Genomic DNA, 25131 nt, shown 5'->3' on the forward strand with positions numbered 1-25131 from the left:
TACCTGTGGACCATGTGATCGGTCCGGTCAACTTCGGCTGGATGGATTTTTAGCAGCTTGTCCCCGTTGTCGTGTTGCTCAGGCCGTGTGACCGGCGATGTCCAGGATCTGTTGGTGGAGTGCGGGGTTGGCGAACAGCGCGGCTCCGGTCTCGGCGTTCTGGCGGCCGGACAGGTCGCTGTAGGTGCCGCCGGCCGCTACGACGTGGGCAAGACCGTGAAACGATGAGGGTCCACAGATCGTGCATGTTCAGCGAGGAGGCCACGACACGCACCCGGGACCAGCCCGGCTTCGTCCGGGGCTCCGGTACGTCGCGGAGCACGAGCCCCGACAGAGGTTCGGTGGCGCTCTGGGAAACGGCGGTAGCAGCAAGCACGGGCCTACGGCCCCCCGGGCTGGGCACCTGGCCCAGCCTCTGTGCCACGGTGCAGCACACAAACTGCTGCCGAAGCCCATCCGGGACTCTAGCTGTCGCGCATGGCAATGGGAGCTCTGCAGGAGACGACGGCCGCAGTGCTCGGGGGCGGTGGCCTCGCCGCGATCGGCTGGATCGTCGGGGTGCTGGCGGCGCTGGAGGAGGCCGGAGCGTTCCGGCTCGACTCCGTGGACCAGGTGATCGGGACATCCGCCGGGTCCGCGGCGGCGGCCGCCGTTCTGGAGGCCGGATCAGCGTCGGCGCTGTACGACAGGATGGTGCGGGGGCCGCGCCGCAGTACGGAGCTGGCGTCGGCCGTGGCCATGGCGGACGTGCTGCCGGCCATCATGGCGATCCACGAGAGCGGGCTGTCGGTTGCGGAGAAGACCGCGCGGTTCGTGGCGCTCTCCCGGGAGCGGTCCGGGGTCGATCCGGCACAGCGGCGGGCAGCGGTCGCCGGGCGGGTGGAGAAGGACGTGTGGCCGAGTGGACGGTTCGGCATCACTGTGGTGCGCTCTGACGGCCGGACGGTGGTGTTCGACTCGGCGTCGGGGATCGGCCTCGTGGACGCGATCACCGCGAGTTGCGCGGTACCGGGGCTGTGGCCCGTGGTGCGCATCGGGGACGAGGAGGAGTACGTGGACGGGGGTACGTACTCGTTCACGAACGCGGAACTGGCGCGGGAGGCGGGGCGGGTCATCGTGGTGCAGCCCATGCCCGAGTTGGTGGCGCACCTGTCGCGGGAGCGGCAGGAGGTGCTGGAACGGGCGGTGGTGATCGAACCGCCGCAGCGGGCGCGCGTCGGGTTGGGGACGGATCCGTTCGATCCGGACGTGCGGGGCGTGGCGGCGGTTCTGGGATACGCCGACGGATGGGCGGCCCGGCGGATCTGACCGTCAGGGCTGGTGAGATGCCGACGACGCGGGTTTCGACCAATAACGAAAGTCCCGGTGGGGCCCGCTATTGGTTGTCGTGGCGGGCTGTGGCCCGGACTGTGATGGGGCAGGGCCCCGACGGTGAGGTATGTCGCGGTCGGGGCCCTGCCCTTTGTGCTGCTGGTTGTTCTCCGGGGGAGCTGGGGCGGCGCTGGGCCTGGGCGGGTGGCTGAGGCCCACTGTGCCGACCTGGAGCTGGCCCGCAGGGGTCGATTCTGGTGGGTCAGCGGGCGTCCAACTGGCCGGCGAGCTGTTGGAGTCGCTGGGCGTGGGGGCTGCCTTCGGCGGCGGTGCAGACCATGAGCGCGGGGCCGGGGTTGCCCGGTATCGGGTAGGCGTCCCAGTCCAGGTTCAGTTCGCCGACCCGGGGATGGTTCAGGCGCGTCTGGCCGCGGGTCGGTTCCTCCACGTCGTGGAGGGTCCAGACCGCCGCGAACTCGTCGTTGTGGACGGCGAGTTCACCCACCAGCTCGACCGCGCGCGGGTGGCCGGGATCGGCGGCGACCTGGGTGCGCAGCATCCGGATCAGCTCGGCGACGGTGGCCGCCCGGTTCGGGCAGGTCCGGTCGGCCCCGGGGTGCAGGAACAGTGCCAGCAGGTTCCGCTGCGGCTGCGGCTGCCGGGTGAAGTCGCCCAGCAGGGCGCCGCCGAGCGGGTTCCAGGCCAGTACGTCGAGGAAACGGCCGACGACCAGGGCGGGCGAGGTCATGGTGCGCAGCAGTCGTAGCGTGGTGTCCGGTACCTCCTCCGGCTCGTACGAACGCGCCGGGTGGCCCGGGGTACGCGCGGCGGCGGCGAGGCTGTGCAGGTGCCGCGACTCCTCGGCGGAGAAGTTCAGGGCGCGCGCCAGGGCGTCCAGTACCTGCTCGGAGGGGCGGACGTCGCGTCCCTGTTCCATGCGCTGGTAGTAGTCCGAACTCACTCCGGCCAGCAGGGCCAACTCCTCGCGCCGCAGCCCGGCGACGCGCCGTCTCCCGCCGGGCTCCAGACCGACGTCCTCCGGCCGCAGCCGAGTTCGACGGGTGCGCAGGAACTCCGCGAGTTCGCGCCGGGGGTCGTCCGTCGGGGCGTGCGGGGCGTCGGTCACGGCAGCAGTATGCCGTCCGCGCGGATCGCGAGGGTGGGTCTGCCAGACCGAGGAAAAGGAGAACGACCGTGATGTCGCGTGCGGGTTCCAGCATCGGAGGCATCCCAGCCGGTCACGGAAGGAACAGCGACATGAAGGCCGTTCAGATCACGAGTTTCGGCACTGGGGACATCCTGCGGATCAACGACGTGGACCGTCCAGTGCCCCGCGCGGGTGAAGTACTGGTGGCGGTCGAGGCGACCAGCGTGAACGGCCACGACGTGATCGTCCGCGCGGGGGAGTTGAAGATGGTGTCGGGGCGCCGGTTCCCGATCGGTACGGGGCTGGACTTCGCGGGCACGGTCGCCGCGGCCGGCGCCGGTGTCAAGGCTTACCAGGTCGGGGACCGGGTGTGGGGCATGGTGCACCCGCGGCAGCGGCACTCGATCGCTGGAGCGGCCGAGTACGTCGTGGTGTCCGCGGACCGTGTCTCCCACGCCCCGGCGGACCTCTCCTCGGTCGAGGCGGCCTCCCTGGTGGTCACGGGTTCCACGGCACTGATCGCGCTGCGCGACAGCGTGCACCTCGCGGACGGGGAACGGGTCCTGGTACGGGGCGCGGCCGGCGGAGTCGGCACGGCCGCAGTGCAGTTGGCGCACGCCATGGGCGGCCACGTGACCGCGCTCGCCCACGACCGGCACGCCGAGCTGCAGCCAGAGGTTCACTGACCAGCTACCGGCCGCCCCGGGCGTCGGCCTCGGAAAGAAGGTCGTGGGCGAGAGCATTGACCGCTTCGACCCCACCTGGCGGTCAAAGCGAAACAGGGGCGTCCCGCTGGTCTGGGCCCAGGCGCGGGCCTGAGGTGTGTAACCGGCAGCGGAGAAGAAGACGCCTGTCTTGCCCTCGTGGTCAGCGGCGCCGTGCAGTTGTTGCACGGTCGGGCGACCACGGCCGCTGATGACGTCGAGGCCGCCGTCCGCACCGACGGGTGTGGCGACCGCATCGGCGAAACCCAGGTAACGCATCTCCTCGACGGCGATGAGTTCGGCGTCGCGGGCCTCCCGGATGAACCGCTCGGGTGGCCTGCTGGAAGGAAGTACGAAGACGAACGGGACGACGATCCGGAAGATCGGGTCATCAAGCTCAGAGGGCCTGTTGCGTTCGTCGACCGGCACAACTGGGGTCCGAGCAGGGAACACGAGAACGAGCTGCGGGCAGCCCATGAGACGGCAGTCCAGCGGCTGCGCAGCCGCGGACCGAAACTGCGGTCAGTCTTCGCGGCGCCGTCAGGGGGTGAGCAGGGTGGCCAGTTCGGCGGTGAAGAGCATCTCGGGGTCGAAGGCCATGCCGGTGAAGTGACCCGCGAGTTCCAGAGAGAGGATGCCGTGCAGGCGGGTCCAGAAGATCAGGGCGCGGTGCAGGCCGGGGGCTGCGAGGGGGTGTCCGTCGGACCATGTGCGGTGGGATTCGAGGTGGGCGGCGAAGGGCGTCGCGGGGTCGGCCGGGGGCACAGCGACGGCAGCCGAAGGGAGAGCGGCGACGGCGTCGAGCAAGATCCCCATGATGTCGGAGGCGATGGCGGTGATGTCGTCCGGCGCGTGGTAGCCGGGGACGGGTGTGCCGTAGACGAGGAAGTAGCGGTGGGGGTCGTCCAGGGCCCAGCTGCGTAGAGCCTGCGCCAGTGTGGCCAGGTCGGCGCCGGACGCCGCGGCCGCTCGGAAGGTGTCGGCGAGGCTTTGGTACGCATCCCTGATCAGCTCGGTGATCAGCTCGTCGCGACCGGCGAAGTACCGGTAGAGCGCGGGGCCGCTCATGCCCATCCGCTTGGCGATCGCGTTGAGGGAGAGCGCGGACGCGCCGGCCGTGGCGATCTGCTCCCACGCGCGCTCCTTGATCTCCGCGCGCACCTGGGTGCGGTAGCGCTCGCGAGGGGTCTTCGGGTCCGTCTCCGCCATGATCTGCACCTTCCGCATCCGCGTAACCGCACTCTCTCAACATCTAGTTAGATGCTATCACGATAGCGCTTGCCTCTCACGTATTTGAGTTATAACCTCTAACTAACGCGAAGATGCCTAGCGAATCACCGCAGTGGAGGTCACCGTGCACACCGAAGAACTCATCGAGGTCGTCCTGCCGGGCAAGGTCGAGCCCGAAGGGCTGCAGATCCGGCGCGGAGCCGTACCGACCGCCGGGCCGGGCCAGGTCCTGATCCGTATGGAGGCCACCGGGGTCTCCTTCGCCGAGCAGCAGATGCGCCGCGGCCGGTACTACGACCAGCCGCCGTTCCCCTTCGTACCCGGCTACGATCTCGTCGGCACGGTCCTGGCGACCGGCGAGGGCGTCCGCCCCGACCTGGCCGGCACCCGGGTCGCCGCACTGGTGAAGGTAGGCGGCTGGGCCAGCCACGTGCTCGTCGACGCGGCCGACACCGTGGAGGTCCCCCTGGGGATCGGCGCGGCGGAGGCCGAGACCATGGTGTGCAACGGCATCACCGCCTGGCAGATGCTCCACCGCAAGGCATGCGTCCGCGCCGGGCAGACGATCCTGGTGCACGGCGCCAACGGCGGTGTCGGCACGGTCCTGGTCCAACTCGCCCGGGCTGCAGGCGTGAAGGTGATCGGCACCGCCTCCGCCCAGCACCACGACGGGCTGCGCGAACGGGACGTCAGCCCCGTCGACTACCGCACCGGGGACATCCCCGCACAAGTCCGCGCACTCGCTCCCGGCGGAGTGGACGCCGTCTTCGACCACGTCGGCGGCCGGGGCATCACCGACTCCTGGCGCCTCCTCGCACCCGGCGGCACCCTCGTCTCCTACGGAACCGCCTCCACCCGGGACGACGAGGGATCCAAGCAGTGGCCCGTACTCAAGCTCCTCGGCCGGATCTGGCTGTGGAACACCCTGCCCAACCGCCGCCGCGCCTACTTCTTCAACGTCTGGGCCGGCCGCGCCCTGACCAAGAACCGCTTCAGGACCCGCCTGCGCGCTGACCTCACCCAGGTCTTCGCAGCCCTCCAGCGCGGCGACGTCTCCGCCCGCGTCGCCGCCCGGTTCCCCCTCGCCCGCGCCGCCGAGGCCCTGCGCCTGGCCGAATCCGGCACCGTCACCGGCAAGGTCGTCCTCAACCCGTAGCTCACCCTCCGGCGACAGCTCACCACGTGCCTTGCCGTCCTCAGCGAAACCCGGGGAACCACCCCCAACACCGACGCTGCCCCACACCACACACAGGAGGTTGCCATGCAGGTCAAAACCACCGCGCCCACCGGTCACAGCCCCACAGCTCGGGCAGACACGATCGGCCGCTGGCTGCTCGTCATCGCGACGCTCGCGACCGTTGTCGCGTTCATCAACGGCGTCACGCTCATGAAGGACGCGCCCGATTCCCGGATCTGGGTGGAGGGGTGGCGCACGTCCGCCTACCTGGTCTTCGCCGGAGTGTTCGCTCTCCTCGCCGCAGCACCGCGCGCCCAACGGGGTGTGTGGGAGCTGGTCATCTGCCAGAAGACCGCGCTCGTCATCATGGCTGTGGTGATGGGAGACGTACGTGAGGCGCGCACGGCCGGTCTGACCGACCTAGGTCTTGTGCTGGTCGTCATAGCGGCCTACGTGCTGTGCCGGGGCTGGTGCGGCTGGCGCACGAGCACGGCGGAGCCGGTCGGCGGCTCAGCAGCCCGGCCGGCCGCGTGATTCCAGCGCGGCGGCGTCAGAACTCACCGACATCAACTGTCCGCCGACACCACTGGAGTTAGGGCGTGTTGCGAAAGTGGATCAAGGTCGTGGATGATCACGCGTCGTGGGGCGTGGAGATCTGACGAACGGCCAGTGGGCCTGGCTGGAGCCGTTGTTGCCGACGGGCAAGAAGCCGGGCCGCCCGCAGACGTGGACGCGGCGGCAGCTGATCGACGGCATACGGTGGCGGACCAGGGCCGGTGCGCCGTGGCGCGACGTGCCGGAGCGGTATGGGCCGTGGGACCGGGCCTACGACCTGTTCCGGCGCTGGCAGCGGGACGGCATCTGGAAGCAGATCTTTGTCCAGCTGCAGGCCGAGGCCGACGCGAAGGGGCTGATCACCTGGGACGTCAGCGTGGACTCCACGATCGCGCGGGCCCACCAGCATGCTGCCGGGGACCGCAAAAAGGGGCCGAGCACAAGGAGCCTTCTGGTGGCGTCGACACCGAGCCCGACGACCACGGCCTGGGGCGCTCGCGAGGCGGGCTGACCACGAAACGCATTTGGCGGTTGAGCAGGGGCAGAAGCCGTTGTCGCTGTTGGTCACGGCAGGCCAGCGACACGACAGCCCGCAGTTCCAGCCGGTCCTGGAGGCCATCCGGGTGCCCCGCCTCGGCCTGGGCCGGCCGCGCACCCGGCCGGACAAGGTCCGCGCTGACAAGGCATACGGGTCACGCGCGCACCGCGCCTACCTGCGTCGGCGTGGCATCCGCTGCACGATCCCGGAGAAGGCCGACCAGGTCCGCAACCGTAAGAAGCGTGGCTCCCGCGGCGGCCGGCCGCCGAAGTTCGACGAGGCCGACTACAAGGAGCGCCACGCGGTGGAGTGCGGGATCAATCGCCTCAAGCGCCACCGGGCTGTGGCTACGAGATACGACTGTGAGGATGTTGGGGTGCCGCCTTGGGTGGTGGTCTGGCCCGCGATACGACTGGCCCTGGTGCCTTGCGTTTGATCTGCCGGCTGCTGCCTGAGGCGGTGCGCTGTCACCGAAACGGTGGGCGTGTCCCGATAGGGGCCTTCGCGACAGGCACCGTCACAGTCCTGACCGCCACACCGTTCCGGCGTCAGCCACCGGCGTTTCCCGAGGCGATCAGGAGACAGGCGACCATGCCCAGCATGATTCAACAGAGCCATCCACGTCACGACACAACTGATCAGCACGAACAGGTCCTGCTCGGAGTCGATACGCACAAAGATGTCCACGTGGCTGCGGTCATCACTAGCACCGGTCTTCTGCTGGACACGCGAAGCTTCCCCACGACCCGGGAGGGCTATCGCCAACTGCTGTCCTGGGCACGTGCTTTCGGGCGGTTACGGCAGGCCGGAGTGGAGTGCACCGGCTCCTACGGAGCCGCCCTCACCCGCTATCTGCACCGAGAAGGCATCACGGTCACCGAGGTCAACCAGCCCGACAAGGCCGCCCGACGCCGACACGGCAAGTCCGACTCCATCGATGCGGCAGCCGCCGCCCGGGCGGTCCTCTCCGGCCGAGCCACAGCCACCGCTAAGACGACCGACGGCCCGGTGGAGACGATCCGGCTGTTCAAGATGGCCAAGACCTCCGCGGTCAAGTCCCGGTCCATGGCCATCAACCAGCTCAAGGCCGTGCTCGTGGCGGCAGAGCCGGCCTTGCGTGAGTCACTGGCCGGGCTGACCAACCCCAGACTCATCCGCCGGTGTTCGCAGCTGCGGCCCGCGCCCGGCGCGGGGCCGCAGGCGGCATCCCGCCACACTCTCCGGCTCCTGGCCAAGCGAATCCTGCATCTCACCGAGGAGATCAACGACCTCACGGCACGGATCAGCACAGCGATCGATGCCTGTGCACCCAAGCTCCTGGAGCTCTACGGTGTCGGTCCGGACACGGCAGCAGCCTTGCTGACCGCGGCCGGCGACAACCCCGACCGCCTGGCGAGCGAGGCCTCATTCGCCGCCCTCTGCGGTGCCAGCCCCGTGGAAGCATCGTCTGGAAAGACCCAGCGCCGCCGACTCAACCGCGGCGGCGACCGCCAGGCCAATTCAGCGCTCTACACCATCGTCATCGCCCGTTTGCGATGGGACACCCGCACCCGTTCTTACGTGGAACGACGAGTCAGCGAGGGCAAGACACGACGCGAAGCCATCCGATGCCTCAAACGCTACGTGGCCCGCGAGATCTACCAAGCCCTGCTCACATACAGAAAGCAAGCCCCGGCACCAGTCCCCGCCGGTTGACATCCATAGGGGCATCAAGCTCGCTGTCCGATACGAGGCAACCGTGCTGGTCGCAGCCATCAACGAGTGGCTGTGACCACTCACACGGCACGCTCCATGCACACCAGTTGATCCCGTTCCTCCCATGATTCGGCGACGGTGAAGCCGAGCCGCTCATACAGGGCGATGGCACCTGCCCGCCACTTCCACACGGACAGCCGTACCGTGCTGACGCCGCTTTCCGCGGAATGCGCAAGCGCGGCGCTGACCAGGCCGGACGCGATGCCCCGGCTCCGGAATGCCGGGTCTGTCCAGAGCCTCTTGACCTCCGACCGCCCATCGACGGGGGCGGTCACCACCAGGCAGCCCACGGCTGTTTCGCCGCTCAGAGCCATCAGGACAACATCATCGGCAAACGCGCCCCGCGGGTCCAAGATTTCTGCCCGGTAGCGGTCCGGCAACCCATCCACATCGACAGCGGCCTCGCCCTTTTCGGCCTCCGTCCGCAGATGGTAGGCCGCCAACAACTCGGCCAACCGATCCACGGAAGGGCCCTGACCTGGCCAGCGGACGATGACAACCTCGCATTGATCAGTCATTGCGCCAGCATCACACGACCCGTACCAGACACCGAACGGGCCCCTTGATCCACTTTCGCAACACGCCCTAGAACCCACCCACCACTGGCCTCAGAACTGATCTACAAAGCCAGGTGGTCGTGACGACCCTTGTGACACCGGTGACAGGACCGCGACAAGAAAGCCCACAACTGTCAGTGGGGCTGACCGGTCTCACTCCGCGTGGACGGCATCGACCGACCGTCCCGCCATACACCAACAGGGGGAACACCATGAAGTCGATCCGCCGCAAAGCAGCCACCGCTGGCGCTCTTGCCATCCTGGCCGTGGGCGGCATGCTCGCCGCGACCGCGCCAGCCTCGGCTGCCACGTCCGGCGCCTACAACGGGGCCTGCGGCACGGGTTACGAGGTCTTCACCTCGACTCCGATCAAGTCCACTCAGACCACCGTGGCCGCCACCACGTACGTGGCCTACAGCTCAGCGGACAAGCAGTGGTGCGCCGTCACGGTGCGCAGCAAGCCCGGTGCCCGCGTGTTCATGGAGGTCACTCTGGACACCTGGCCGACCAGCAGCATCCCTGAGAGGGACGCCGGCTCCTACACGACCTTCGCCGGCCCGGTGTACAAGGACCTGCCCAAGGCCGGCCTGTGCATGACCTGGAGCGGTTCGATCGACATCAACTACAACTCCGACCGTGGCCTGTGCCCCTGACCTGACGGCTGCCGGCGTGGCCGGCCTCCGGGTCGGCTACGCCACCTGCCCCGCAGCGGGAACACTGCCCGCCACGTCGCCAGCACGGTCGCCCCATGTGTCTCCAGCAGACTGCAGCTCGACGAGCCAGAGCGGCTGGTGTACAGACACGGCACACAGACGTCGGACGCCCGACTGTCGTCTTCGCCAAGGGCACCTGCCCATGGACCTGGAGCCATTCATCGCCCAGCTCCTGGCCAAGTCCCGGCTCAGCGGCCCGCCTCCGCCGGAAGGGCTCGGGATGCCCAAGAAGATCAACGACCGGCACTTCGGGGCCACGTGGTCAGCGATGAGTTTCCTCGCCTGCCTCCGTCGGGAGGGTGCCGTCGGCCGCGGCCCACGATGAGCGGTGGGTCAGCTTGGGGTGCAGCCGGTCCCAGGTGCGGGCTCTGGCGGCACCGTAGAGACGTGTGTCGGTGACCGTTTCGGTGTCCGGGGTGCCCCAGGTGTCAGGCTGTCCGAAGACGAACTCGCTGCCGTGCCGGGGTGGGCGGCCCATCGTGTGTGGCTGCCGGGGCGGGACAGTCCGGCGCAGGACCCGGTCGGAACGCATCCGGGCGAGTACTTGGACCGGCAGGTTGCTCAGCAGGAAGGCAAGGCGTGGTGCGTCATATCCGGCGTCCGCGATGACGAGGACGTCCGGGTCGCCCTCCTGCCACTGTCTGGCGGTGATCAGTCGATGGAGCAGATCACGCAGTTGCCGGGCGGTGACGGTGGCCAAGTCGTCCCCGGGGGCCAGGCGGAGTGCGTCCAGGGGTGCGGTCCATGAACTGCGGCCCGGCTCGATGGCGCAGATGATCGAGTACGGCCAGCCGGGGACAGGGATGTGCTGGTCTTTGCCCCGGCCGTAGGTGTGGCACAGGATCCGCTGCGGTGAGGTGTGGGCATCGGGGCGTAGCCAGCAGGTGATGTCGATGGCCAGGACCAGCCGGCCGTCGGCAGCCCGTGGCAGTGGCACCGCGGCCAGGGCCCGCTGCAGCCGGCCGGTATCAACCCGACCACGGGCGAGGGCGGCGTAGAGCCCGCCATGGCCGCGGTGGTGTTCGCCGACCAGTGACAGCTCGGCCAGCGACCTCACCGGCCCGTCACCGCACAACACGGCATCAGCCAGCTCGAACAACGCATCCGAACGAGCGGTGAGACAGGAGTAGAACTCGCCCCGGAAGCATGACAGTCGGGCCAACGGCTCTCGCCGGGCATCGCGATGCAGCAGACTCATCCTCACGGCCTTCGTGCTGGATGTGTGTGTTCCTTGGTCGGAGCACATGTTCAGGCGAAGGCCGCTTTGGCGTACGGCAGTTACCGAACCGAGTGATCAAGTTCGAGGCGCCATTCGATGTCGAACGTTAAAGATCAAGTTAGTCAACGCCCGCACCGAGCCTGCGACCGTTCCCAGAAGCAGTTGCCCAACTCAATTAGCGCGATCCAGTCGTCAACGCAGTGCGTTGACGAGCTTTACGGTCGCGCTGAGACCATCTTCCTCTTGCATAAGGCGGGCGGCGCGACCAGTCCTCTCTCGATACCGTGGCATCTCAGAAATAGCGGTCGAGACTCGCTTCATTGTGAGCTTGCCGGACAAAGGCCGCGGCGAAAGTCCTTGCACATGAAGAATGTTTCCCCAAAACGGCTGATCGGCTATGAAAGGCAAAATTACAGAAACTGCTCCCGATTGCAGCGCAGCATGCACAGTTCCTGCACCACCGTGGTGGATCGCGGCAATTACCTTCGGCAAAACCAGGGAATGCGAAACTTCAGCCCGAACGAGAATGTCACCGCCACTCAAATCATCTGGAATTTCCAGGCCGCCCCAGCCAGTAGCAATTACGGCACGATATCTACTAGCCCGGATAGCGGTGACCAGGGAGCGGGCTCTAGCGATTGGATCACCGGAAGCCATAGACCCGAATCCAACGTAGATAATCGGCGACGCTTCCTTGTCGAGAAATTCGTTCAACTCCGCGTCAGGCGTGCCGGCTTGAGACAGACTCCCCCAGGCTCCGGTAATCTGCGTTGTGTCTGGCCAGTCGATCGGGCGGGGCAGTATCGTGGGACTCACTGGAACGACTGTAAGCGCAGGCTCTGCGAGTTTCCCTCGAACAGGCAGAGCAAGCTCTTGCCGGATATTCCCTAGAGATTCTGCAAACATTCGCTGAGCCCCAGCACTTGCCTTATAAGTCATTCGATTCAGGGGACCGAGATTGCGGGTACTAACACCCGCCGAAGGAAACGCCTTGGTGGGCGTTACGCTTGGCACGATTTCAACGAGGACGTACGGTATATCGAGTTTAGCTGCAGCGATTTGAGCTGAGAGGATTTTCGGGTGATGCACAATAACATCGGGACGATATTTTATCGTCTCACGTGCTGCCGACGAAAGTATCGCCGCCATCATCGGCTTCATGACGGTCCGAAATGTGCGCATCGCGACCCATGGCGAAACACCTTGAGCCGCAACGAGTTTACGAAAGTCTCCGTCTAGGCATACAACGTCAATGTTGGCCGCACGAGCTTTGTCGGCAAACTCCCTAGTCACACCTAGGCGCACTTCATGGCCTTCCGTGACCATTCGGCACGCCAAGGAAATGAAGGGTTCGACGTCTCCTCGACTTCCAGCCGTCAATAGCATTATTCGCATGATGTCACTATCGCGCACCAACTCGTAAGCCGCCTGAGTAATCACTACTCAGCCCCGCCGTCAGGCTGAACGGCATCCGCTTCGGCGTCAGTCAGCCCGGTTCGCCGCAGCGCGCACACTGCTGACCTTCGGCGTCGGTCTCAGCCGCAGCAGCCCTGAGTCGGTGTCGAGCCGTGCCGAGCGCGAGGGCGACGGGCCGGCTGCAGCCCGGCGTGTGTGCCGCGGCGGCAATGACCACGACCGGCCCTGCCGATCGCAGGGCGCCTCACGCTGCAGGACAAGCCGGTCGCGCTCGGCTCGCCCGCCGGGCCGCGGAGGTACGGATGCAGGTCCCCGGGCGGCATGGCAGCGAGGGTCTGCCGGAGCGGGAATCAAAAGATGACGAAAGTGAGACAGAGTGGTAGACGTATGCTGGGCGCGCCCAGAGGTGGCTCCGAGTAAACGCCTGCCTGCCGTGCAGGCATTGCTCCGCGGCCGCCGGTAAGGAAGGCCGAGGATGAAGAAGACCGGTGTCGGACGGTATCCGCTGGCGGGGCGTGATGCGGAGCTTCGACTCTACCGAGCCGCGCTGGCCGACCCGGAGTGCCGGGGTTTCGCGATTTTCGGACCGCAGGGCGTCGGAAAGTCGAGGCTGGCTGATGAATGCCTCAAAGCAGGTGCAGCGGAGGGGCGGAAGGCGCTCCGAGTGACTGCCACCAGGGGAGCCTCGACCGTCCCCTTCGGCGCTGTCGCGCACCTCATTCCCGTCGGAGTGGCCGCTACCGATGTCGCCACGGTGTTCGCGGGCATCGCGGCCGGTCTCGATGGGAAGGGAAAGGGAACCCTGCTTCTCGTCGAGGATCTTCCCCTGCTGGACCAGTCCTCCCTCATCATCGTCCAGCGCCTTTCCGACGTAGGCAAGATATTTCTGATATCGACCATACGCGACGGAGAGCGTGAAAATCCGGACTCGGATTCCCTCGCTATGGGATACGGCTTCCGGCAGGTAAACCTCAAGAATCTCAACCAGAATTAAATTCACCGCTTGCTCGAGTCCACCCTTGAAGGAGCCGTGAGCCGGCGCACTTCGTACGAGTTGCACTTGAAGAGCGCAGGGAACCCGCGGTTTCTCCGTGAACTCGTCTTCGCCGCACTCGAGTCACGGGTCATGAAGAATGACGGCGAGGTCCGGGAACTGGAACCGGCGGCAGAGTCTGCTACGAAAACGCCGCATCTCACCGATCTCGTCGAGTCCAGGCTCTCGGCCATCTCCGCCGAGGGGCGCGCTCTTCCTGAGGCGATCTCTGTATGCGGCGAAGTCTCCCTCGACGGTGTCGTGCCCCGCGAGAAGCAGGACGGCTCGCTGATGGAACTCGAGTCCGAGGGCCTGGTGAATATTGCCCTCGATGGGCGGCGTACACGCATTGACCTGGCGCACCCCATCTACGGTGAGGTTCTCCAGAGGAACATGCCTCCTTTCAAGAGGAGACGTGTGTACCTCAGTCAGGTCGCCGCGCTGGAAGCTCCTGGGCTTCGGCGTCGTGAGGACTTCTTCCGGTCCGTTGCCTGGCGTGTCGAGGCGACCGGATCGGCAGAGACGGATCACCTTGTCTCGGCCGCCAGGCTCGCCCGGGATGCCCACAGCTACATCCGGGCCGTGCAACTTCTGGAGGCCGTGTCGCAGCCGGAGAGAACTGCTGCCTGTCTCCTGCTTCTGGGGCCACTGCCTTGCTCAGGCCGGCCGGCCGGACGAGGTCGAGGTCGTCTTCGTCCAGGCTCAGAGGCTGGCTGCCGGCGAGGACGAGATCCTCGACGTCGCTTTCGCCCGGGTGCAGAACCTGTTCTGGGTCCAGGGCGGCAAGGCTGAGGCACTGGACGTGATCGCCGAGGCCGCCCGGCATGCCCGCAGTTCATCGGCGCTGTTCGGATTCGCTCTGCCGAGGCCACCATCCGCATCGCCTGCGGTGATCCGCAGGCCGGTCTGGACGCCCTCGGTGAGATCGACTACGACGTCGAGGATCCGGCAGAGATGAACGTGCTGCTGCTCAGTCTCATGTACCAGTCTCCGGGACTGACCATGACCAGCCGTACGGACGAGGCCATCAGCACCGCCGAAAACGCGTACAAGATCAACCTCAAGCACCACGACCAGGCGCTGTACCTGCACCCTTCTGGTCAGCGCAATGGCCTGATCTTCGCGCTTGCCGAGGCCGGCCGGCTGTCGGAGGCCCGGGCCGTGGGCAACCTTGCCCTGGGGGAGCTCATGGCCGCGCGAGCCCAGGTGCCCCATGTGTGGACGGCGCTGCAGATGGCACGTGCTGAATGGCTTTCAGGCCATCCGGGCTCGGCCAGGCACTGGTACGCAGAGTCGGTCGCCCTTGCCAGGTCGCACGGTCAGACGCTGGCCATGCGACCCGCCCTGTGCGGCCTCGCGGCAGCCGCCGCACAGGTGAACGACACCGCCAGTGCGCGGAAGGCCCTTGACGAAGCGGCGCAGTACCCCCGTGTCGGCCTGTTTGTCGGAGAGGACGACCTCGCCACAGCCTGGCTCCACGTCGCCTACGGGAAGCTCGCCGCCGCGCGCGAGGTACTGGAGGCTGCCGCGGCTTCGGCACGTGCATCCGGAGTTCTGAAGCCGCGCTCCTGACCGATGTCGCCCGACTGGGCGGCGCACGGCAGGCAGTGCGAAGACTCGGCGAGCTCGCAGACGTCTGCGACTCGGCATTCACCCGCGCTCGGGCGGATTATGTCGGAGCACTGGCGGCAAACGATCCGCCGGCCTTGGAAGGTGCGTCCGCCTCGTTCGAGAATATGGGCGTGGACCTGCTCGCTGCGGAGGCGTCCGCGGCTGCTGCTGCGGCGTGGAAGCGCGCGGGCGAGTCCCGCAAGTCCACCGTCGGTGCCAACCGGACCGCTCAGCTTGCTGTCCGGTGTGAAGGTGCCCGCACTCCCGGCTTGACCACGGCCCTCGAGCCGGCTGCGGCACTGACGACCCGTGAGCGAGAAATCGCTGTCCTGACCAGCTCAGGCGCCTCGGCGCAAGCTGTGGCAGAGGCCCTCTCGATCTCCCGGCGGACCGTGGGAAACCACCTTTACAGCATTTACGGCAAACTTGGCGTTTCTACTCGCGCAGAGCTCAAGAAGGCGCTGGAGACACCGAACTGAGGCGAGGCACTCGTCTCGTGCGGTGTGCCTAGCCCGGTCGATCAACACCCCGGCAGGGGCGCCTGACGTGGTGTCGGCCGAACCGCCGGCAGCGAAGCCGGTGTCTTCGCCTGCACGTCGAGAACCAGTGGGTGATGGCCGTGCTGTCCGCAGCGACAGCACGGCCATCCTTTCAAGCGGCGGCAGCTTCGTCTCCACGGGTTGCCGCTTTCCGGGGCGCGCCTCGAGCAGATGGTGCTCGGGTGTGTGCGGTGCCGCCGACCGCACAGAGGCCCCGAATCTCCGGATCGTCCCTGGCTCAGACGGGGATCAGTTCGCGGTCCTCGTCCGAACCGCCCGGGCTCTGGGACACTTCCTTGTCGAGCTGTTCGCCCTCCACATCGACGTTGGGCAGAGTCCGCTCCAGCCAGCGCGGCAGCCACCAGGCCCGTCGGCCGAGCAGAGCCAGCACGGCCGGAACGATCGCCATGCGGACCACGAAGGCGTCGAAGAACACCGCGATCGCGAGACCGAAACCGATCATCTTGATCATCTGCTCGCTGGATCCGATGAAGCCCGAGAAGACCGCGATCATGATGACCGCCGCCGCGACCACCACACGGGCACTGTGACCGAAGCCGGTGACGATCGCCTCCCCGGGGCGCTGGCCGTGGACGAAGGCCTCCCGCATCCGTGTTACCAGGAAGACCTCGTAGTCCATGGCGAGACCGAAGACCACGCCGATCATGAAGATCGGCATCATCGACATGACCGGACCGGTCTGCTCGACGCCGAACAGCGAGCCGAGCCAGCCCCACTGGAAGACGGCCACGACGGCGCCGAGCGCGGCGACGACCGAGAGCAGGAAGCCGAGCGCTGCCTTGAGCGGCACGAGCACCGAGCGGAACACCACCATCAGCAGGAGGAAGGCGAGGCCGACGACCAGTGCGAGGTAGGGCAGCAGGGCGTCGCTCATCTTCTGCGAGAAGTCGGTGTTCAGCGCGGTCGCACCGGTGACGTAGACGTGGTCGCCGCTCTTGTCCCGGATCTCGTGGACCAGGTCCTCGGTGGCGAGTGAGGACGGCCGGTCCTTCGGGATGACCGTGATTATGGCTGTGTCGCCGGCCTTGTTGAGGGTCGGCTCGGTGACGGCGGCCGTGCCGTGGAGACTGCGGATGAGCGTGATCGCCCGGTCGGCCTCGGCTTTGCCGCCGTCGACGACGACCGTCAGTGGGCCGTTGAAACCGGGACCGAAGCCTTCGGAGAGCAGGTCGTAGGCCTTGCGCTGGGTGGTGCTGACGGGCTGCGAGCCGTCGTCGGGCAGGCCGACCTCCAGCGAGGCGGCCGGCAGGGCGATCGCGCCGAGGCCGACGACGCCGATGAGCAGGACGGCGACCGGGTGGCGGAGCACCAGGCGCGCCCAGCGGGCGCCCGCGTTCGGCTTGCCGGAGAGGGCCCTGCCCTTGCGGACCTTGCGCCCGAGCACTCGGTCCCCGGCGAAGCCCAGCAGGGCCGGAATCAGGGTGAGAGCGATGAGCACGGCGATGACGACGGTGCCGGCCGCGGCGAAGCCCATCTTGGTGAGCAGGGGGATGTTGACGACGGCCAGGCCCACGAGGGCGATGACCACGGTCAGGCCGGCGAAGACCACGGCCGAGCCCGCAGTGCCGGCGGCCCGTCCGGCGGCCTCCTCCTTCTCGCGTCCCTCGGTGAGTTCTGAGCGGTAGCGGGAAACGATGAACAGTGCGTAGTCGATGCCGACCGCGAGGCCGATCATCATGGCGAGCGTCGAGGTGGTCGTGCCCAGGTGGAGGGCGGCAGCCAGCGCCGTGATCGTGGAGATGCCGATGCCCACGCCGACGAGCGCGGTGAGCAGCGGCAGGCCCGCGGCGATCAGCGACCCGAAGGTGACGACCAGGACCACCCCGGCGATCACCACGCCGATGATCTCCCCGGCGCCCGTCTCCGGTGTGGCCTGCAGCGCGGTGCCGCCGATCTCGACGGTGAGCCCGTCGTGCCGGGCCTGCGCGCCGGTCTTCTTCAGGGCGTGGAGGGTGTCGTCGGTCAGCTCCATGGAACCGACCTTGTAGGTGACGGACACGTACGCCGTCGAGCTGTCCTTCGACACAGCCTGCGCCGTGTACGGATCGGTGACGGAGGCGACCTGCCGGGAGCCGGACTTCAGCGCGGCGACCGCGCCGGTGACCTCGGCCCGGGGACCGGCGTCCGTCATCTTCGCGCCGTCGGGCGCCTTGAAGACGACGCGGGCGGTGGCGCCGTCGGCACTGCCGCCGGGGAAACGCTCCTCCAGCAGGTCGAAGGCCTTTTGGGCCTCCGTGCCGGGGACGGAGAAGGACGACGAGGTGGCAGGCGGCGCGGCCGCCGCGGCGAAACCGGCGAGCGCCAGCAGAGCCACCCACATGAGGGCCACGATCCGGCGGCGCCGAAAGGCCAGCCGCCCCAGTTTGTAGAGAAACGAGGCCACGAGGGCTCCCTGTTCATCGAGGGGGACGAGAGGAACAGGGTCGGCCTGCCTCCTTGACCACTCAGGTCACAGAGCTGCGCCGCACATCACGTGCGGGGGTCCTCTCAGGCACTCATCGTCCTTCCGGCTCTGAGCCCGCCACATGAGTAAACGATGCCTATAAGTCCCGCCGGGCATGGCAGGTTCGCCGGAGGATGTGCCGGCGGATCATGATGCTCTGGTTCTTCTGGCCGATGTGGTCGGTGCGGCCGAGGACAGGGTGGTGAGCGGGCCTCATGGCCGGGGGAAGAGAGGGGTCCGGGGCGGTGGGTTCGCATCACCCGCGCCTGCGGGAAGAGCCGGACTGTCGCGGCCCGCTACGTCTGCGACAACCTCCTCGCCGACGCCCTGCGCCGGTGCCGGCAACCGCCTCGCCGGCATCCTCCACGGCTGCCTCAGGACCCGCACCCGCGACGACGAAGCGAACGCCTGGACCCACCAGGCTGTCTGATGCTCGGCGACGGAGAGCCCAGCGGGCCCGCCCCCTCAGGGAACCTCAGCGAGCCGGAAGGCCAGACACACCACAGAAGTGTGATCATCGACGGGGGTGCCCATGCTGCTCCAATAGCGCCGATGACCGGCGCGCCACTCCTCGAGAGAGGCATCACCCTCGCCTTCGGCCTCGGCATGCTGCCATGTCACCTCGATGAAGGGCTTCACTTGCCTCGGCGGCGAGGAATGGGCAAGCCCATCTGCTCAAAGTCGTGTGAGCAGTCCATGAGGCGGCCGGGGTCGCTGCCGGCAAGGGTGGCCGCGAAGCGTGCCCGGGCCTGGGTGAGTGCTCCGTCGCAGTCGGAGGCGGGTTCGGTGAGGCGGTGCTGGGCACCCGGGGCGTCACCGCGGCGTGCGATGTCGGTGAGCAGGAGGACCTCGGACAGGGTGTGGCCGGTGCGGCGAGCGTGGTCAGCCGCAGTGTGCGCGACGTCGTGGGCGCGGCTGAGGTTGCCTCGGGCCGCGTGCAGCCAGGCGGTGCTGAGCATCTCCTCGCCGACCATGAAGTCGGTCGGGGAGTACTGTTCAAGATCCGGGAGCAGGGACTCTGCCGTGTCCGTGTCGCCGGTCAGCGCCGCGCAGGCGATCAAGCCCGACACGAAGTGCCTGGTGGTCCTGGTGTGCTGGTGCGTGCGAGGGCGGCGGTCTCCGCGTACCAGCGGCGCGTACTGGACGGGTGCCCGGCCACCTACTCCGTTCGTGCGCCGTAGTACGAGCTACTGGTGCGCGAGGGAAGCGTTCTTCAAGCCGGCCTGCCCCGACATGCTCCAGGACCTGCCCGAGCCCATGGCCGCCGCCGTGACGCTCACTGCAGCCGGCTTCACCGCAGAGTCCCTCCAGGACGCTCATGGTCACGGAGATCGCCGCACTGCCGAAGGGCACCCTTTGATCATCAGGGGTCGCGTCGTTGCTTGCCGTCGGGTAAACCAGCCAACTGCCGCCGTGCTCGGACGAACCACTCATCTCGTCACCGAGAAGGCATCAGCCCTGGATCCGTCAGGGTTTCGGGCGTCTGGCGTGCCCACTGCCTTTCGTTACGGAACCAGAATGATCTTCCCGGTCGTTCGTCCCTGCTCACCGAGGCGGTGTGCATCAGCTGCTTTGCTGAGCGGAAAAACCGTGCCGACATGGACGGTAAGTTGGCCGTTCCCGGCCAGGTCGGCCAGAATCTCCAGATCGGAACGGTCAGGTTCCACCAGCATGAATTCTGCCCGAAGGCCGTTCTGCGCAGCCCAGTGGACTGCTTCCGCATCGGTGCCGTTCAGCGCCACCACTCGTCCGCCGGCCACCAGTGTGCCGGCCAGCTCCCGGATTTGGCCGGCGACCGTGGCGAGGAGAATATCCACATCACCGACCTGCGAACCCACCTCAACGCTCTGATAGTCGATGACCTCGTCCGCTCCAAGTTCCCTGACGAAGCCGTGTTTTGCAGCGCTCGCTGTTGCGATGACGTGAGCGCCGCGACTCTTGGCGATCTGGACGGCGAGGTGTCCCACTCCTCCGGCTGCGGCCGGAATGAGCACCCGCTGGCCGGCCTGAAGTCCGGCGGTGGCCACCAGGGCCTGCCAGCTGGTGAGACCGGCAAGAGGCAGGCCGGCCGCCTCCACATGGCTCATCCCGGACGGCTTGAGGGCCAGATGTCGTGACGGAGCGGTCACATAGTCCGCATAGGCTCCCGCCTCCTGGGGGAACCGAGGCATGCCGAAGACCTCGTCCCCGGGCGTGAACCGGGTCACCCCGGGGCCGACCTCCGCCACCACTCCTGAGACGTCCCAGCCGACAGAGAAAGGCGGATCTCCCAGGCCTCCGCCACTGCGTACTTTCCAGTCGACGGGATTGACCCCCGCCGCCTTGACCTCAACGAGAACTTCTGTTGGTGCAGGTACCGGAATTTCGGCTTCGACGGTTTCAAGGACTTCTGGACCACCGAGTCTGCTCTGGATTACCTTGTACATATATTGATTAATTCCAGATTGAAGTGCAGATGGCATGAGTACGGCATACTCAACGACAGGCGCTCTGGATCTGTAGGTGAAAGTCGAGTTTTGACATGGCGTCCGTGGTTTGCTGCATCGGTCTTGTCGGCGCGGCCATCACCGTAGCCCTGGCTTTCGCACGAGAGGGCATTTCGTGTGACTGCAGACGAGGCCCGCCGGGAGACCAGGCGCAGGCAGAACGCAAGGCGCCGATCCTGTCGCCCGACGACCAGCGGAAGCGTCGAGGCGACAGGGATGGCCGGGACGGATGCGGGGGAGCCGATGACCGCTTCCCGGGCGTCCTCGCCGCCTGCGTCGGGGTTGGCCGCTGGACGGCGCGGGTGAGGCGTTGCCGGGCGGCTGCCCCAGGATTACCCGGCCGACACCACAGACGCTCCCACCCGCAGCCGTCACCACCACGTTCCCGGACCGCCTCCAACGGCCGCCCGGACCGCTCGCCCGCAGTCCCGTGAACGTGTCCATCTACACCCGCTCATCCCTCAAAAACCCAGCTATACAAGGTAGATGCCCCGATCGTGACCTTCTGCTGCAGGCTTTAGATTCGGGCGTCAGCGGGTTCCTGCACCGGCTGACGACTCTCCACAACTGTGTTCGGCCGCCGGCCGGCCATGCGGCATCCGAGACAGTCCGTGTGGCCGCCGCGCGCACTCAGATCGCGCACACGCCAGTCCCACTGGTCGTCGGGACGAGGGCCGCTCGGCTTGCCCCATCCGGCTAGGTGGAGCACCCACGTGATGCCCGCAGCGAGTACCACGGTCGCAGCCCCAGTAGCGATAACGAGAGCCGAGGCGGCTATCACGCCGATGCCGGCGATCCCGAATCCGACCAGGGCGATGAAGGTGCCGGTCCATCCCGCCACCGTGTGACCCAGGTCCACATGGCCGTGCGCACTCATCAATTCTCCCAGGGTTCATGGCAATGAGCCGGTAGCCCATGCGCACAAGCAACGTTGGACCGCTCACGAGGTCACCGGATGAGTAAGAGGTACTCGTTTCATCGGCACGGATCTCTTGCAGGCGACTGTGCAGGGACCTGAAGCAGGGCTTCGGCATAGCGGCGTGATGCCCGGCTTGTGATCATCCGAAGCCGAGGAGTACGAGGGGCGCCGGTGGTCGCGGACATTACGGCCGAGGCCGGCCGCGATGCGCACACACCCGGCTCCGCAACTCGGTCGAGCGCGCCTTCGCCCAACTCAAGTCCTGGCGGATCTCCAGCCGTGCCCGCTGCGGCCCAACCGCCCGACGTCACTCGCCTGAAGCCGCCCTCACCCCGGAGAAGCACCGCCGAAGAAGCCGATTGGTCATTCTGAGCGCTGCGTACGGCACATGGACTGAGGCTGGTGTCTCGTTGCTTCTGCCCCGCAGACGCAGGGGGATCATGAGCCGCCAACCGCTCGGGGGGCTACGGCGCGCAGGGAGTACATGATCGGCAGATGGGTGTCACTGAAGGGGAACCGGTACATGCCGTCGGAGCCTTGAGGCAGGATGTGGCGGCCGTCGGACTCGGTCTCTGTGTGCTCGCCGTCGCCGAGTCGCTCGACGAGCAGCCCTGCCGAGGCGGCAGCTGTCACGATCTCGCCGAGCGAGTAGGGGTACTGGACCGTCTCCTGCGGCGCCATCTCGGCGTTCGGATCGGCATAGGAGCCGCTCATGGCGGCAAGCTGGGGCTCGCCTCCGCCGTAGGCGGGTCCGGTGAGCTCGTGCAGGGTCAGCCGGTGGCATTCGGCGAATCCGTTCTCTGATCCCTTTCGCCTACTGCTTGAGCGAGGTATCGCACGACCGCTGTGCGTGGTACCGGACCAGTTCGATCAGTTCCAGTGGCGCAAACGCACCGTAGTGACGGAAGGCTTACCTGCACCTGCTGATCGACACGATCGGCCTACCTGCGCGATGCCGACGTTCCGGCCGCCCATCCTCGGCGGTATCCCAAGGTCGCAGAAGACCAGGACGTACAGGTCTTTCCCTGCAGAGGAATACCTCGCTGAACGAGACGAATTACCCCGTATATCTCAGGTGAGTTGCTTGTGCATGATGATGCAGGGGCGGCCGTGCTGGTTGTCGGCGCGCCGGTCGATCTCCCGCCAGCCCAGATGACTCCAGAAGGCCAGGGACGTCGAGGTGTTCGCCAGCACGGCTAGCCGAACGCCATCCCGGCCTTCGTCGCGGAAGCGTTCTTCGACGAGTCCGGCCAGCAGTCGGCCGATGCCTCGGCCGTGGATCTCGCCGTGCACCAGCAGCAGTCCGATCCAGGGCTGGTCGTCGGCGGGATGACGGTCGAGCAGACAGAGGAGGCCGACGAGTTGCCCGTCCTCGTCGCGGGCCATCAGAACCTCGCAGCCCTCAGTGTTTGCCTCTTCCCGCAGGTCGGCTTCGACCCGGTCGGCCGGAATGTGCTCGGGATCGTATTCGCCGGCGGCGCGGCAGTATTCGGGGTTGGTCGCGTAGAGATCGACAACCTCGGCGATCTCCTGCGGGGAGAAGCCGAGCGGAGCAAGCGTAAGCATGTGGGCCAGGGTAGTCATCCGTGGCCCTGGCCAGCGACTGTGAGAAGGCGGGTGTCCGTGTTCAGGTCGTGAGGACCGACCTGAACACCCTCCGCACTGGGACACACGAAAGGAACTGCGGGAGCGTGGTGTGCCCGCAGCGTCCGGATAAGCAGAGATTACTCATACCCGCTGACCGAACTCACGGTTGACTCACCTTGCCTGCCCGCCGAAAAGCAGAGCAGCGCCGAGGCGTGGGCCATCCCCGGTTCGTGAGAGCCGCCGACCCAAAACGGCGACCCATGCGCGGGGTTGGGGCCCTTGCCGCACCCCACGAGGCGTGCGGATCACCGAGCCGGCAGGGCAACCGCGCTCCGCCGCACAGCGGCCCGCGATTCCTGATCCCGCCCGCAACACCCCGGCTGTGCTGCTCGGCCAGCCCGCCCCGCAGGCGATAGCCGGCGCCGCCCGGCGACGCAACAGCACCACAGAAGGAAGAAGAACAACGCGATGAAAAAGCTCATAGCCCCCCTGTGTGCAGCGTCGACAGCCGTCGTCCTGGCATTCATGCCGACCACGGCACAGGCAGCCGGAATCGAGGACGGCGCACCCCTGGTGGCCGCCGAGAACGAGATCATCGACCAACTCGCGGCACTGGGCTGGCCGGGACAGGACCCGGAGAACTTCTATCCCGGTGCCGGCGCCCACGCGGACTCCGCCACAGCCACGGTCGTCTGGGGCACGCCCGGGAACCCCAGCTCCTATCAGGTCGAGGCCAAGTGCGCGCAGTTCCTCACCGCCTCGATGAAACATGCCTACTCCTGGGCCACCGACGCGTGGTTCACCTCTGGTATCGGCTTCCGCAGCCCGACCTCGGAGCAGTACTACGACGCCTTCACCGACACCTCCGCCGGCGGCGCGCTCGATGACATGAGCGATCACGTCAACCGCCCCTCCGCGCAGCGGGTCAGCGACCTGCATGCGGGTTCCGTGATCGCGGTGAAATACCTGGACGGCTCGGAGGGCGGAGCGAGCGGGCACATGATGGTCGTGCAGTCCGTGGCACCGTTCGAGCGCGACGGCAACAACGCCACCCAGGAGTACGCGGTCAGGGTCTCCGACAGCACCTCCGCCCCGCACGGCGTCGCCTTCTCCTCCAAGACGTCGCCGCACTGGGCGTTCAAGGACAGCCGGGTCGAAGGCTCTCCAGGACTCACCACGAAAGAATGGAGCGGCGCCGGCCGGGGAACGATCTTCATCCAGGCCGACACGACGACCGGTAGACCGACCGGCTACTGGTGGGGCCGGAACGAGGCCGCGTTCAACACGGTCGCCAACCGCCCCATGGTCTTCGTCGACATCACCCGCTGACGCGTGCGGGGTCGACGCCGCCTCCGCACGCACGCCGCCCCGGTTGCCACTTACCCGAGGGCGGCGCTTGTAGGCAACCTGTTCCGCACCCATCCCCGAGACCGAGGTCCACCCCCGGTCCGGAAGGAAAACCGCCATGAAGTCGCCGCTCACCTCGAAGCCCGACATGGCCCATGAGGCGCAGCGCACAGGCCGGACAGAAGCCGGCATCGACGAAGCACACCAGACCCCGGCTGCTCCCGGCCTGCTCGCTTCCTTCACCCGATTCGTCCTGTGCGGCGGTGGCGTCGGCCTCGCTTCTGGCCCGGCCGTAGCACTGCTGGCCGCGCTGATGCCCTGGGCAGTGGCGAACGCGCTGATCACCGCAGCTTCCACCATCCTCTGCACGGAACTCCACGCACGCTTCACCTTCGAGGCCGGGCAGAGTGCGGGATGGCGCCAGCACTGGCAGTCCGCTGGGTCGGCTTCAGCCGCCTATGCGGTCACCTGCACGGCGATGCTCATCCTGCACATGGTGCAGCCGTCGGCCGGGACGCTGAGCGAGCAGGCCGTCTACCTCAGCGCTTCCGGGCTCGCCGGAATCGGACGCTTCCTGGTGCTGCGCCTGTTCGTCTTCGCCGGCAACCCGACCAAGATGCAGAAGAACAGCTCCGGGGGGTGCTCAGAAAGCAAGCGAGACCGCGTCCTGGTCCACCGCTACTCCGACATGGCCGGATGCTACGCAGCCAGCGAGTCATTACCTGCGGGGTGAGGACGGCCACGACGGTGTCGACCGTCAGGGTGTCACGACCAGTAGTAGATGCTGCTTCAGCTCGCTAGCTGGGTGGGGGCCTCTGAACTG

General features: G+C 67.3%; 24 protein-coding genes and 2 pseudogenes. 13 read left to right on the forward strand and 13 right to left on the reverse strand.

The genetic code is table 11. From position 1 onward, the window contains the following. Window positions 1–87: 87 nt before the first annotated feature. Both ACZ48Z_RS28620 and ACZ48Z_RS28625 read left to right on the forward strand, forming a co-directional pair. Window positions 88–228, forward strand: a complete 141-nt coding sequence (locus ACZ48Z_RS28620) for a hypothetical protein (RefSeq protein ID WP_468738753.1) — start codon at window positions 88–90, stop codon at window positions 226–228. Window positions 229–477: 249 nt separating this feature from the next. After that, window positions 478–1308, forward strand: coding sequence for a patatin-like phospholipase family protein (locus ACZ48Z_RS28625; protein ID WP_468738754.1), 831 nt, complete (start codon window positions 478–480; stop codon window positions 1306–1308). 265 nt (window positions 1309–1573) lie between these two features. On the opposite strand, the gene ACZ48Z_RS28630 is transcribed toward ACZ48Z_RS28625, so the two are convergent. Further along, entirely contained in the window at window positions 1574–2437 is an 864-nt protein-coding gene (locus tag ACZ48Z_RS28630) for a helix-turn-helix transcriptional regulator (protein WP_468738755.1), read from the reverse strand. A gap of 131 nt (window positions 2438–2568) precedes the next feature. Between ACZ48Z_RS28630 and ACZ48Z_RS28635 the strand changes: the two genes are divergently transcribed. Further along, window positions 2569–3144: an alcohol dehydrogenase catalytic domain-containing protein gene (locus tag ACZ48Z_RS28635; RefSeq protein WP_468738756.1), complete on the forward strand. Its 576-nt coding sequence runs from the start codon at window positions 2569–2571 to the stop codon at window positions 3142–3144. A 558-nt stretch (window positions 3145–3702) separates the two neighbouring features. Here the strand turns inward: ACZ48Z_RS28635 and ACZ48Z_RS28640 are convergent. Next, window positions 3703–4371 carry a TetR/AcrR family transcriptional regulator gene (locus ACZ48Z_RS28640; RefSeq protein WP_468738757.1) on the reverse strand — a complete coding sequence of 223 codons (669 nt, stop codon included), beginning with the start codon at window positions 4369–4371 and terminating at the stop codon, window positions 3703–3705. Between the two features lie 145 nt (window positions 4372–4516). On the opposite strand from ACZ48Z_RS28640, the gene ACZ48Z_RS28645 reads away from it, so the two are divergent. From ACZ48Z_RS28645 to ACZ48Z_RS28660, 4 genes and pseudogenes are all read left to right on the forward strand, one after another. After that, on the forward strand, window positions 4517–5548 hold the full coding sequence (locus ACZ48Z_RS28645) for a medium chain dehydrogenase/reductase family protein (RefSeq protein WP_468738758.1): 1032 nt from the start codon (window positions 4517–4519) through the stop codon (window positions 5546–5548). A gap of 105 nt (window positions 5549–5653) precedes the next feature. Further along, window positions 5654–6103, forward strand: a complete 450-nt coding sequence (locus ACZ48Z_RS28650) for a hypothetical protein (RefSeq protein WP_468738759.1) — start codon at window positions 5654–5656, stop codon at window positions 6101–6103. 106 nt (window positions 6104–6209) lie between these two features. Next, window positions 6210–7098: pseudogene (locus ACZ48Z_RS28655) on the forward strand (IS5 family transposase). A gap of 155 nt (window positions 7099–7253) precedes the next feature. Then, window positions 7254–8357, forward strand: coding sequence for an IS110 family RNA-guided transposase (locus tag ACZ48Z_RS28660; protein ID WP_468738760.1), 1104 nt, complete (start codon window positions 7254–7256; stop codon window positions 8355–8357). An 80-nt stretch (window positions 8358–8437) separates the two neighbouring features. Here ACZ48Z_RS28660 and ACZ48Z_RS28665 read toward each other — a convergent pair whose 3' ends face one another. After that, on the reverse strand, window positions 8438–8935 hold the full coding sequence (locus tag ACZ48Z_RS28665; RefSeq protein ID WP_468738761.1) for a GNAT family N-acetyltransferase: 498 nt from the start codon (window positions 8933–8935) through the stop codon (window positions 8438–8440). 251 nt (window positions 8936–9186) lie between these two features. Between ACZ48Z_RS28665 and ACZ48Z_RS28670 the strand changes: the two genes are divergently transcribed. Then, on the forward strand, window positions 9187–9627 hold the full coding sequence (locus ACZ48Z_RS28670; RefSeq protein WP_468738762.1) for a hypothetical protein: 441 nt from the start codon (window positions 9187–9189) through the stop codon (window positions 9625–9627). 340 nt (window positions 9628–9967) lie between these two features. Here ACZ48Z_RS28670 and ACZ48Z_RS28675 read toward each other — a convergent pair. Together ACZ48Z_RS28675 and ACZ48Z_RS28680 are read right to left on the reverse strand one after the other, a co-directional pair. Then, a pseudogene (locus tag ACZ48Z_RS28675) lies at window positions 9968–10885 on the reverse strand (transposase); the annotation flags it as partial. Between the two features lie 213 nt (window positions 10886–11098). Next, on the reverse strand, window positions 11099–12301 hold the full coding sequence (locus ACZ48Z_RS28680) for a glycosyltransferase (RefSeq protein WP_468738835.1): 1203 nt from the start codon (window positions 12299–12301) through the stop codon (window positions 11099–11101). A 496-nt stretch (window positions 12302–12797) separates the two neighbouring features. Between ACZ48Z_RS28680 and ACZ48Z_RS28685 the strand changes: the two genes are divergently transcribed. Continuing rightward, entirely contained in the window at window positions 12798–13316 is a 519-nt protein-coding gene (locus ACZ48Z_RS28685; protein WP_468738763.1) for a hypothetical protein, read from the forward strand. 123 nt (window positions 13317–13439) lie between these two features. Here the strand turns inward: ACZ48Z_RS28685 and ACZ48Z_RS28690 are convergent, their stop codons facing one another. Beyond that, window positions 13440–13922, reverse strand: a complete 483-nt coding sequence (locus ACZ48Z_RS28690; protein ID WP_468738764.1) for a hypothetical protein — start codon at window positions 13920–13922, stop codon at window positions 13440–13442. Window positions 13923–14309: 387 nt separating this feature from the next. Here ACZ48Z_RS28690 and ACZ48Z_RS28695 point away from each other — a divergent pair, with 387 nt between their 5' ends. Together ACZ48Z_RS28695 and ACZ48Z_RS28700 are read left to right on the forward strand one after the other, a co-directional pair. Then, entirely contained in the window at window positions 14310–14927 is a 618-nt protein-coding gene (locus ACZ48Z_RS28695) for a hypothetical protein (protein WP_468738765.1), read from the forward strand. A gap of 170 nt (window positions 14928–15097) precedes the next feature. Continuing rightward, window positions 15098–15445 carry a response regulator transcription factor gene (locus ACZ48Z_RS28700; protein ID WP_468738766.1) on the forward strand — a complete coding sequence of 116 codons (348 nt, stop codon included), beginning with the start codon at window positions 15098–15100 and terminating at the stop codon, window positions 15443–15445. A gap of 298 nt (window positions 15446–15743) precedes the next feature. Here ACZ48Z_RS28700 and ACZ48Z_RS28705 read toward each other — a convergent pair whose 3' ends face one another. The 7 genes from ACZ48Z_RS28705 to ACZ48Z_RS28735 all read right to left on the reverse strand — a co-directional run bounded on the left by ACZ48Z_RS28705 (window position 15744) and on the right by ACZ48Z_RS28735 (window position 22958). Next, window positions 15744–17909 carry an MMPL family transporter gene (locus tag ACZ48Z_RS28705; RefSeq protein WP_468738767.1) on the reverse strand — a complete coding sequence of 722 codons (2166 nt, stop codon included), beginning with the start codon at window positions 17907–17909 and terminating at the stop codon, window positions 15744–15746. Between the two features lie 525 nt (window positions 17910–18434). Continuing rightward, a complete protein-coding gene (locus tag ACZ48Z_RS28710; RefSeq protein ID WP_468738768.1) occupies window positions 18435–18608 on the reverse strand; it encodes an ASCH domain-containing protein in 174 nt (57 codons plus the stop codon). Beyond that, window positions 18605–19039 carry a hypothetical protein gene (locus ACZ48Z_RS28715; protein ID WP_468738769.1) on the reverse strand — a complete coding sequence of 145 codons (435 nt, stop codon included), beginning with the start codon at window positions 19037–19039 and terminating at the stop codon, window positions 18605–18607. Before ACZ48Z_RS28715 ends, ACZ48Z_RS28710 begins: the two co-directional genes overlap by 4 nt. 435 nt (window positions 19040–19474) lie before the next feature. Next, complete coding sequence (locus ACZ48Z_RS28720) at window positions 19475–20395, reverse strand: NADP-dependent oxidoreductase (RefSeq protein WP_468738770.1); 921 nt, start codon at window positions 20393–20395, stop codon at window positions 19475–19477. A 577-nt stretch (window positions 20396–20972) separates the two neighbouring features. Next, entirely contained in the window at window positions 20973–21332 is a 360-nt protein-coding gene (locus ACZ48Z_RS28725; protein ID WP_468738771.1) for an HGxxPAAW family protein, read from the reverse strand. Window positions 21333–21812: 480 nt separating this feature from the next. After that, complete coding sequence (locus tag ACZ48Z_RS28730) at window positions 21813–22088, reverse strand: hypothetical protein (RefSeq protein WP_468738772.1); 276 nt, start codon at window positions 22086–22088, stop codon at window positions 21813–21815. A gap of 357 nt (window positions 22089–22445) precedes the next feature. Next, on the reverse strand, window positions 22446–22958 hold the full coding sequence (locus ACZ48Z_RS28735) for a GNAT family N-acetyltransferase (protein WP_468738773.1): 513 nt from the start codon (window positions 22956–22958) through the stop codon (window positions 22446–22448). Window positions 22959–23486: 528 nt separating this feature from the next. Here ACZ48Z_RS28735 and ACZ48Z_RS28740 point away from each other — a divergent pair. Together ACZ48Z_RS28740 and ACZ48Z_RS28745 are read left to right on the forward strand one after the other, a co-directional pair. Next, window positions 23487–24290, forward strand: a complete 804-nt coding sequence (locus ACZ48Z_RS28740) for a hypothetical protein (protein ID WP_468738774.1) — start codon at window positions 23487–23489, stop codon at window positions 24288–24290. Between the two features lie 136 nt (window positions 24291–24426). Further along, window positions 24427–25041, forward strand: coding sequence for a GtrA domain-containing protein (locus ACZ48Z_RS28745; protein WP_468738775.1), 615 nt, complete (start codon window positions 24427–24429; stop codon window positions 25039–25041). The last annotated feature ends 90 nt before the right edge of the window (window positions 25042–25131 follow it).

The sequence above is a fragment of the Streptomyces sp. NPDC031225 genome (assembly GCF_055570355.1).

Coding starts and splice junctions, on each gene's coding strand:
- ACZ48Z_RS28695 (WP_468738765.1), top strand. CDS start 14,310: ATGAACGTGCTGCTGCTCAGTCTCATGTACCAGTCTCCGGGACTGACC.
- ACZ48Z_RS28660 (WP_468738760.1), top strand. CDS start 7,254: ATGCCCAGCATGATTCAACAGAGCCATCCACGTCACGACACAACTGAT.
- ACZ48Z_RS28640 (WP_468738757.1), bottom strand. CDS start 4,371: ATGGCGGAGACGGACCCGAAGACCCCTCGCGAGCGCTACCGCACCCAG.
- ACZ48Z_RS28685 (WP_468738763.1), top strand. CDS start 12,798: ATGAAGAAGACCGGTGTCGGACGGTATCCGCTGGCGGGGCGTGATGCG.
- ACZ48Z_RS28735 (WP_468738773.1), bottom strand. CDS start 22,958: ATGACTACCCTGGCCCACATGCTTACGCTTGCTCCGCTCGGCTTCTCC.
- ACZ48Z_RS28740 (WP_468738774.1), top strand. CDS start 23,487: ATGCCGACCACGGCACAGGCAGCCGGAATCGAGGACGGCGCACCCCTG.
- ACZ48Z_RS28725 (WP_468738771.1), bottom strand. CDS start 21,332: ATGAGTGCGCACGGCCATGTGGACCTGGGTCACACGGTGGCGGGATGG.
- ACZ48Z_RS28650 (WP_468738759.1), top strand. CDS start 5,654: ATGCAGGTCAAAACCACCGCGCCCACCGGTCACAGCCCCACAGCTCGG.
- ACZ48Z_RS28665 (WP_468738761.1), bottom strand. CDS start 8,935: ATGACTGATCAATGCGAGGTTGTCATCGTCCGCTGGCCAGGTCAGGGC.
- ACZ48Z_RS28670 (WP_468738762.1), top strand. CDS start 9,187: ATGAAGTCGATCCGCCGCAAAGCAGCCACCGCTGGCGCTCTTGCCATC.
- ACZ48Z_RS28625 (WP_468738754.1), top strand. CDS start 478: ATGGCAATGGGAGCTCTGCAGGAGACGACGGCCGCAGTGCTCGGGGGC.
- ACZ48Z_RS28745 (WP_468738775.1), top strand. CDS start 24,427: ATGAAGTCGCCGCTCACCTCGAAGCCCGACATGGCCCATGAGGCGCAG.
- ACZ48Z_RS28635 (WP_468738756.1), top strand. CDS start 2,569: ATGAAGGCCGTTCAGATCACGAGTTTCGGCACTGGGGACATCCTGCGG.
- ACZ48Z_RS28720 (WP_468738770.1), bottom strand. CDS start 20,395: ATGTACAAGGTAATCCAGAGCAGACTCGGTGGTCCAGAAGTCCTTGAA.
- ACZ48Z_RS28730 (WP_468738772.1), bottom strand. CDS start 22,088: ATGAGCGGCTCCTATGCCGATCCGAACGCCGAGATGGCGCCGCAGGAG.
- ACZ48Z_RS28680 (WP_468738835.1), bottom strand. CDS start 12,301: ATGCGAATAATGCTATTGACGGCTGGAAGTCGAGGAGACGTCGAACCC.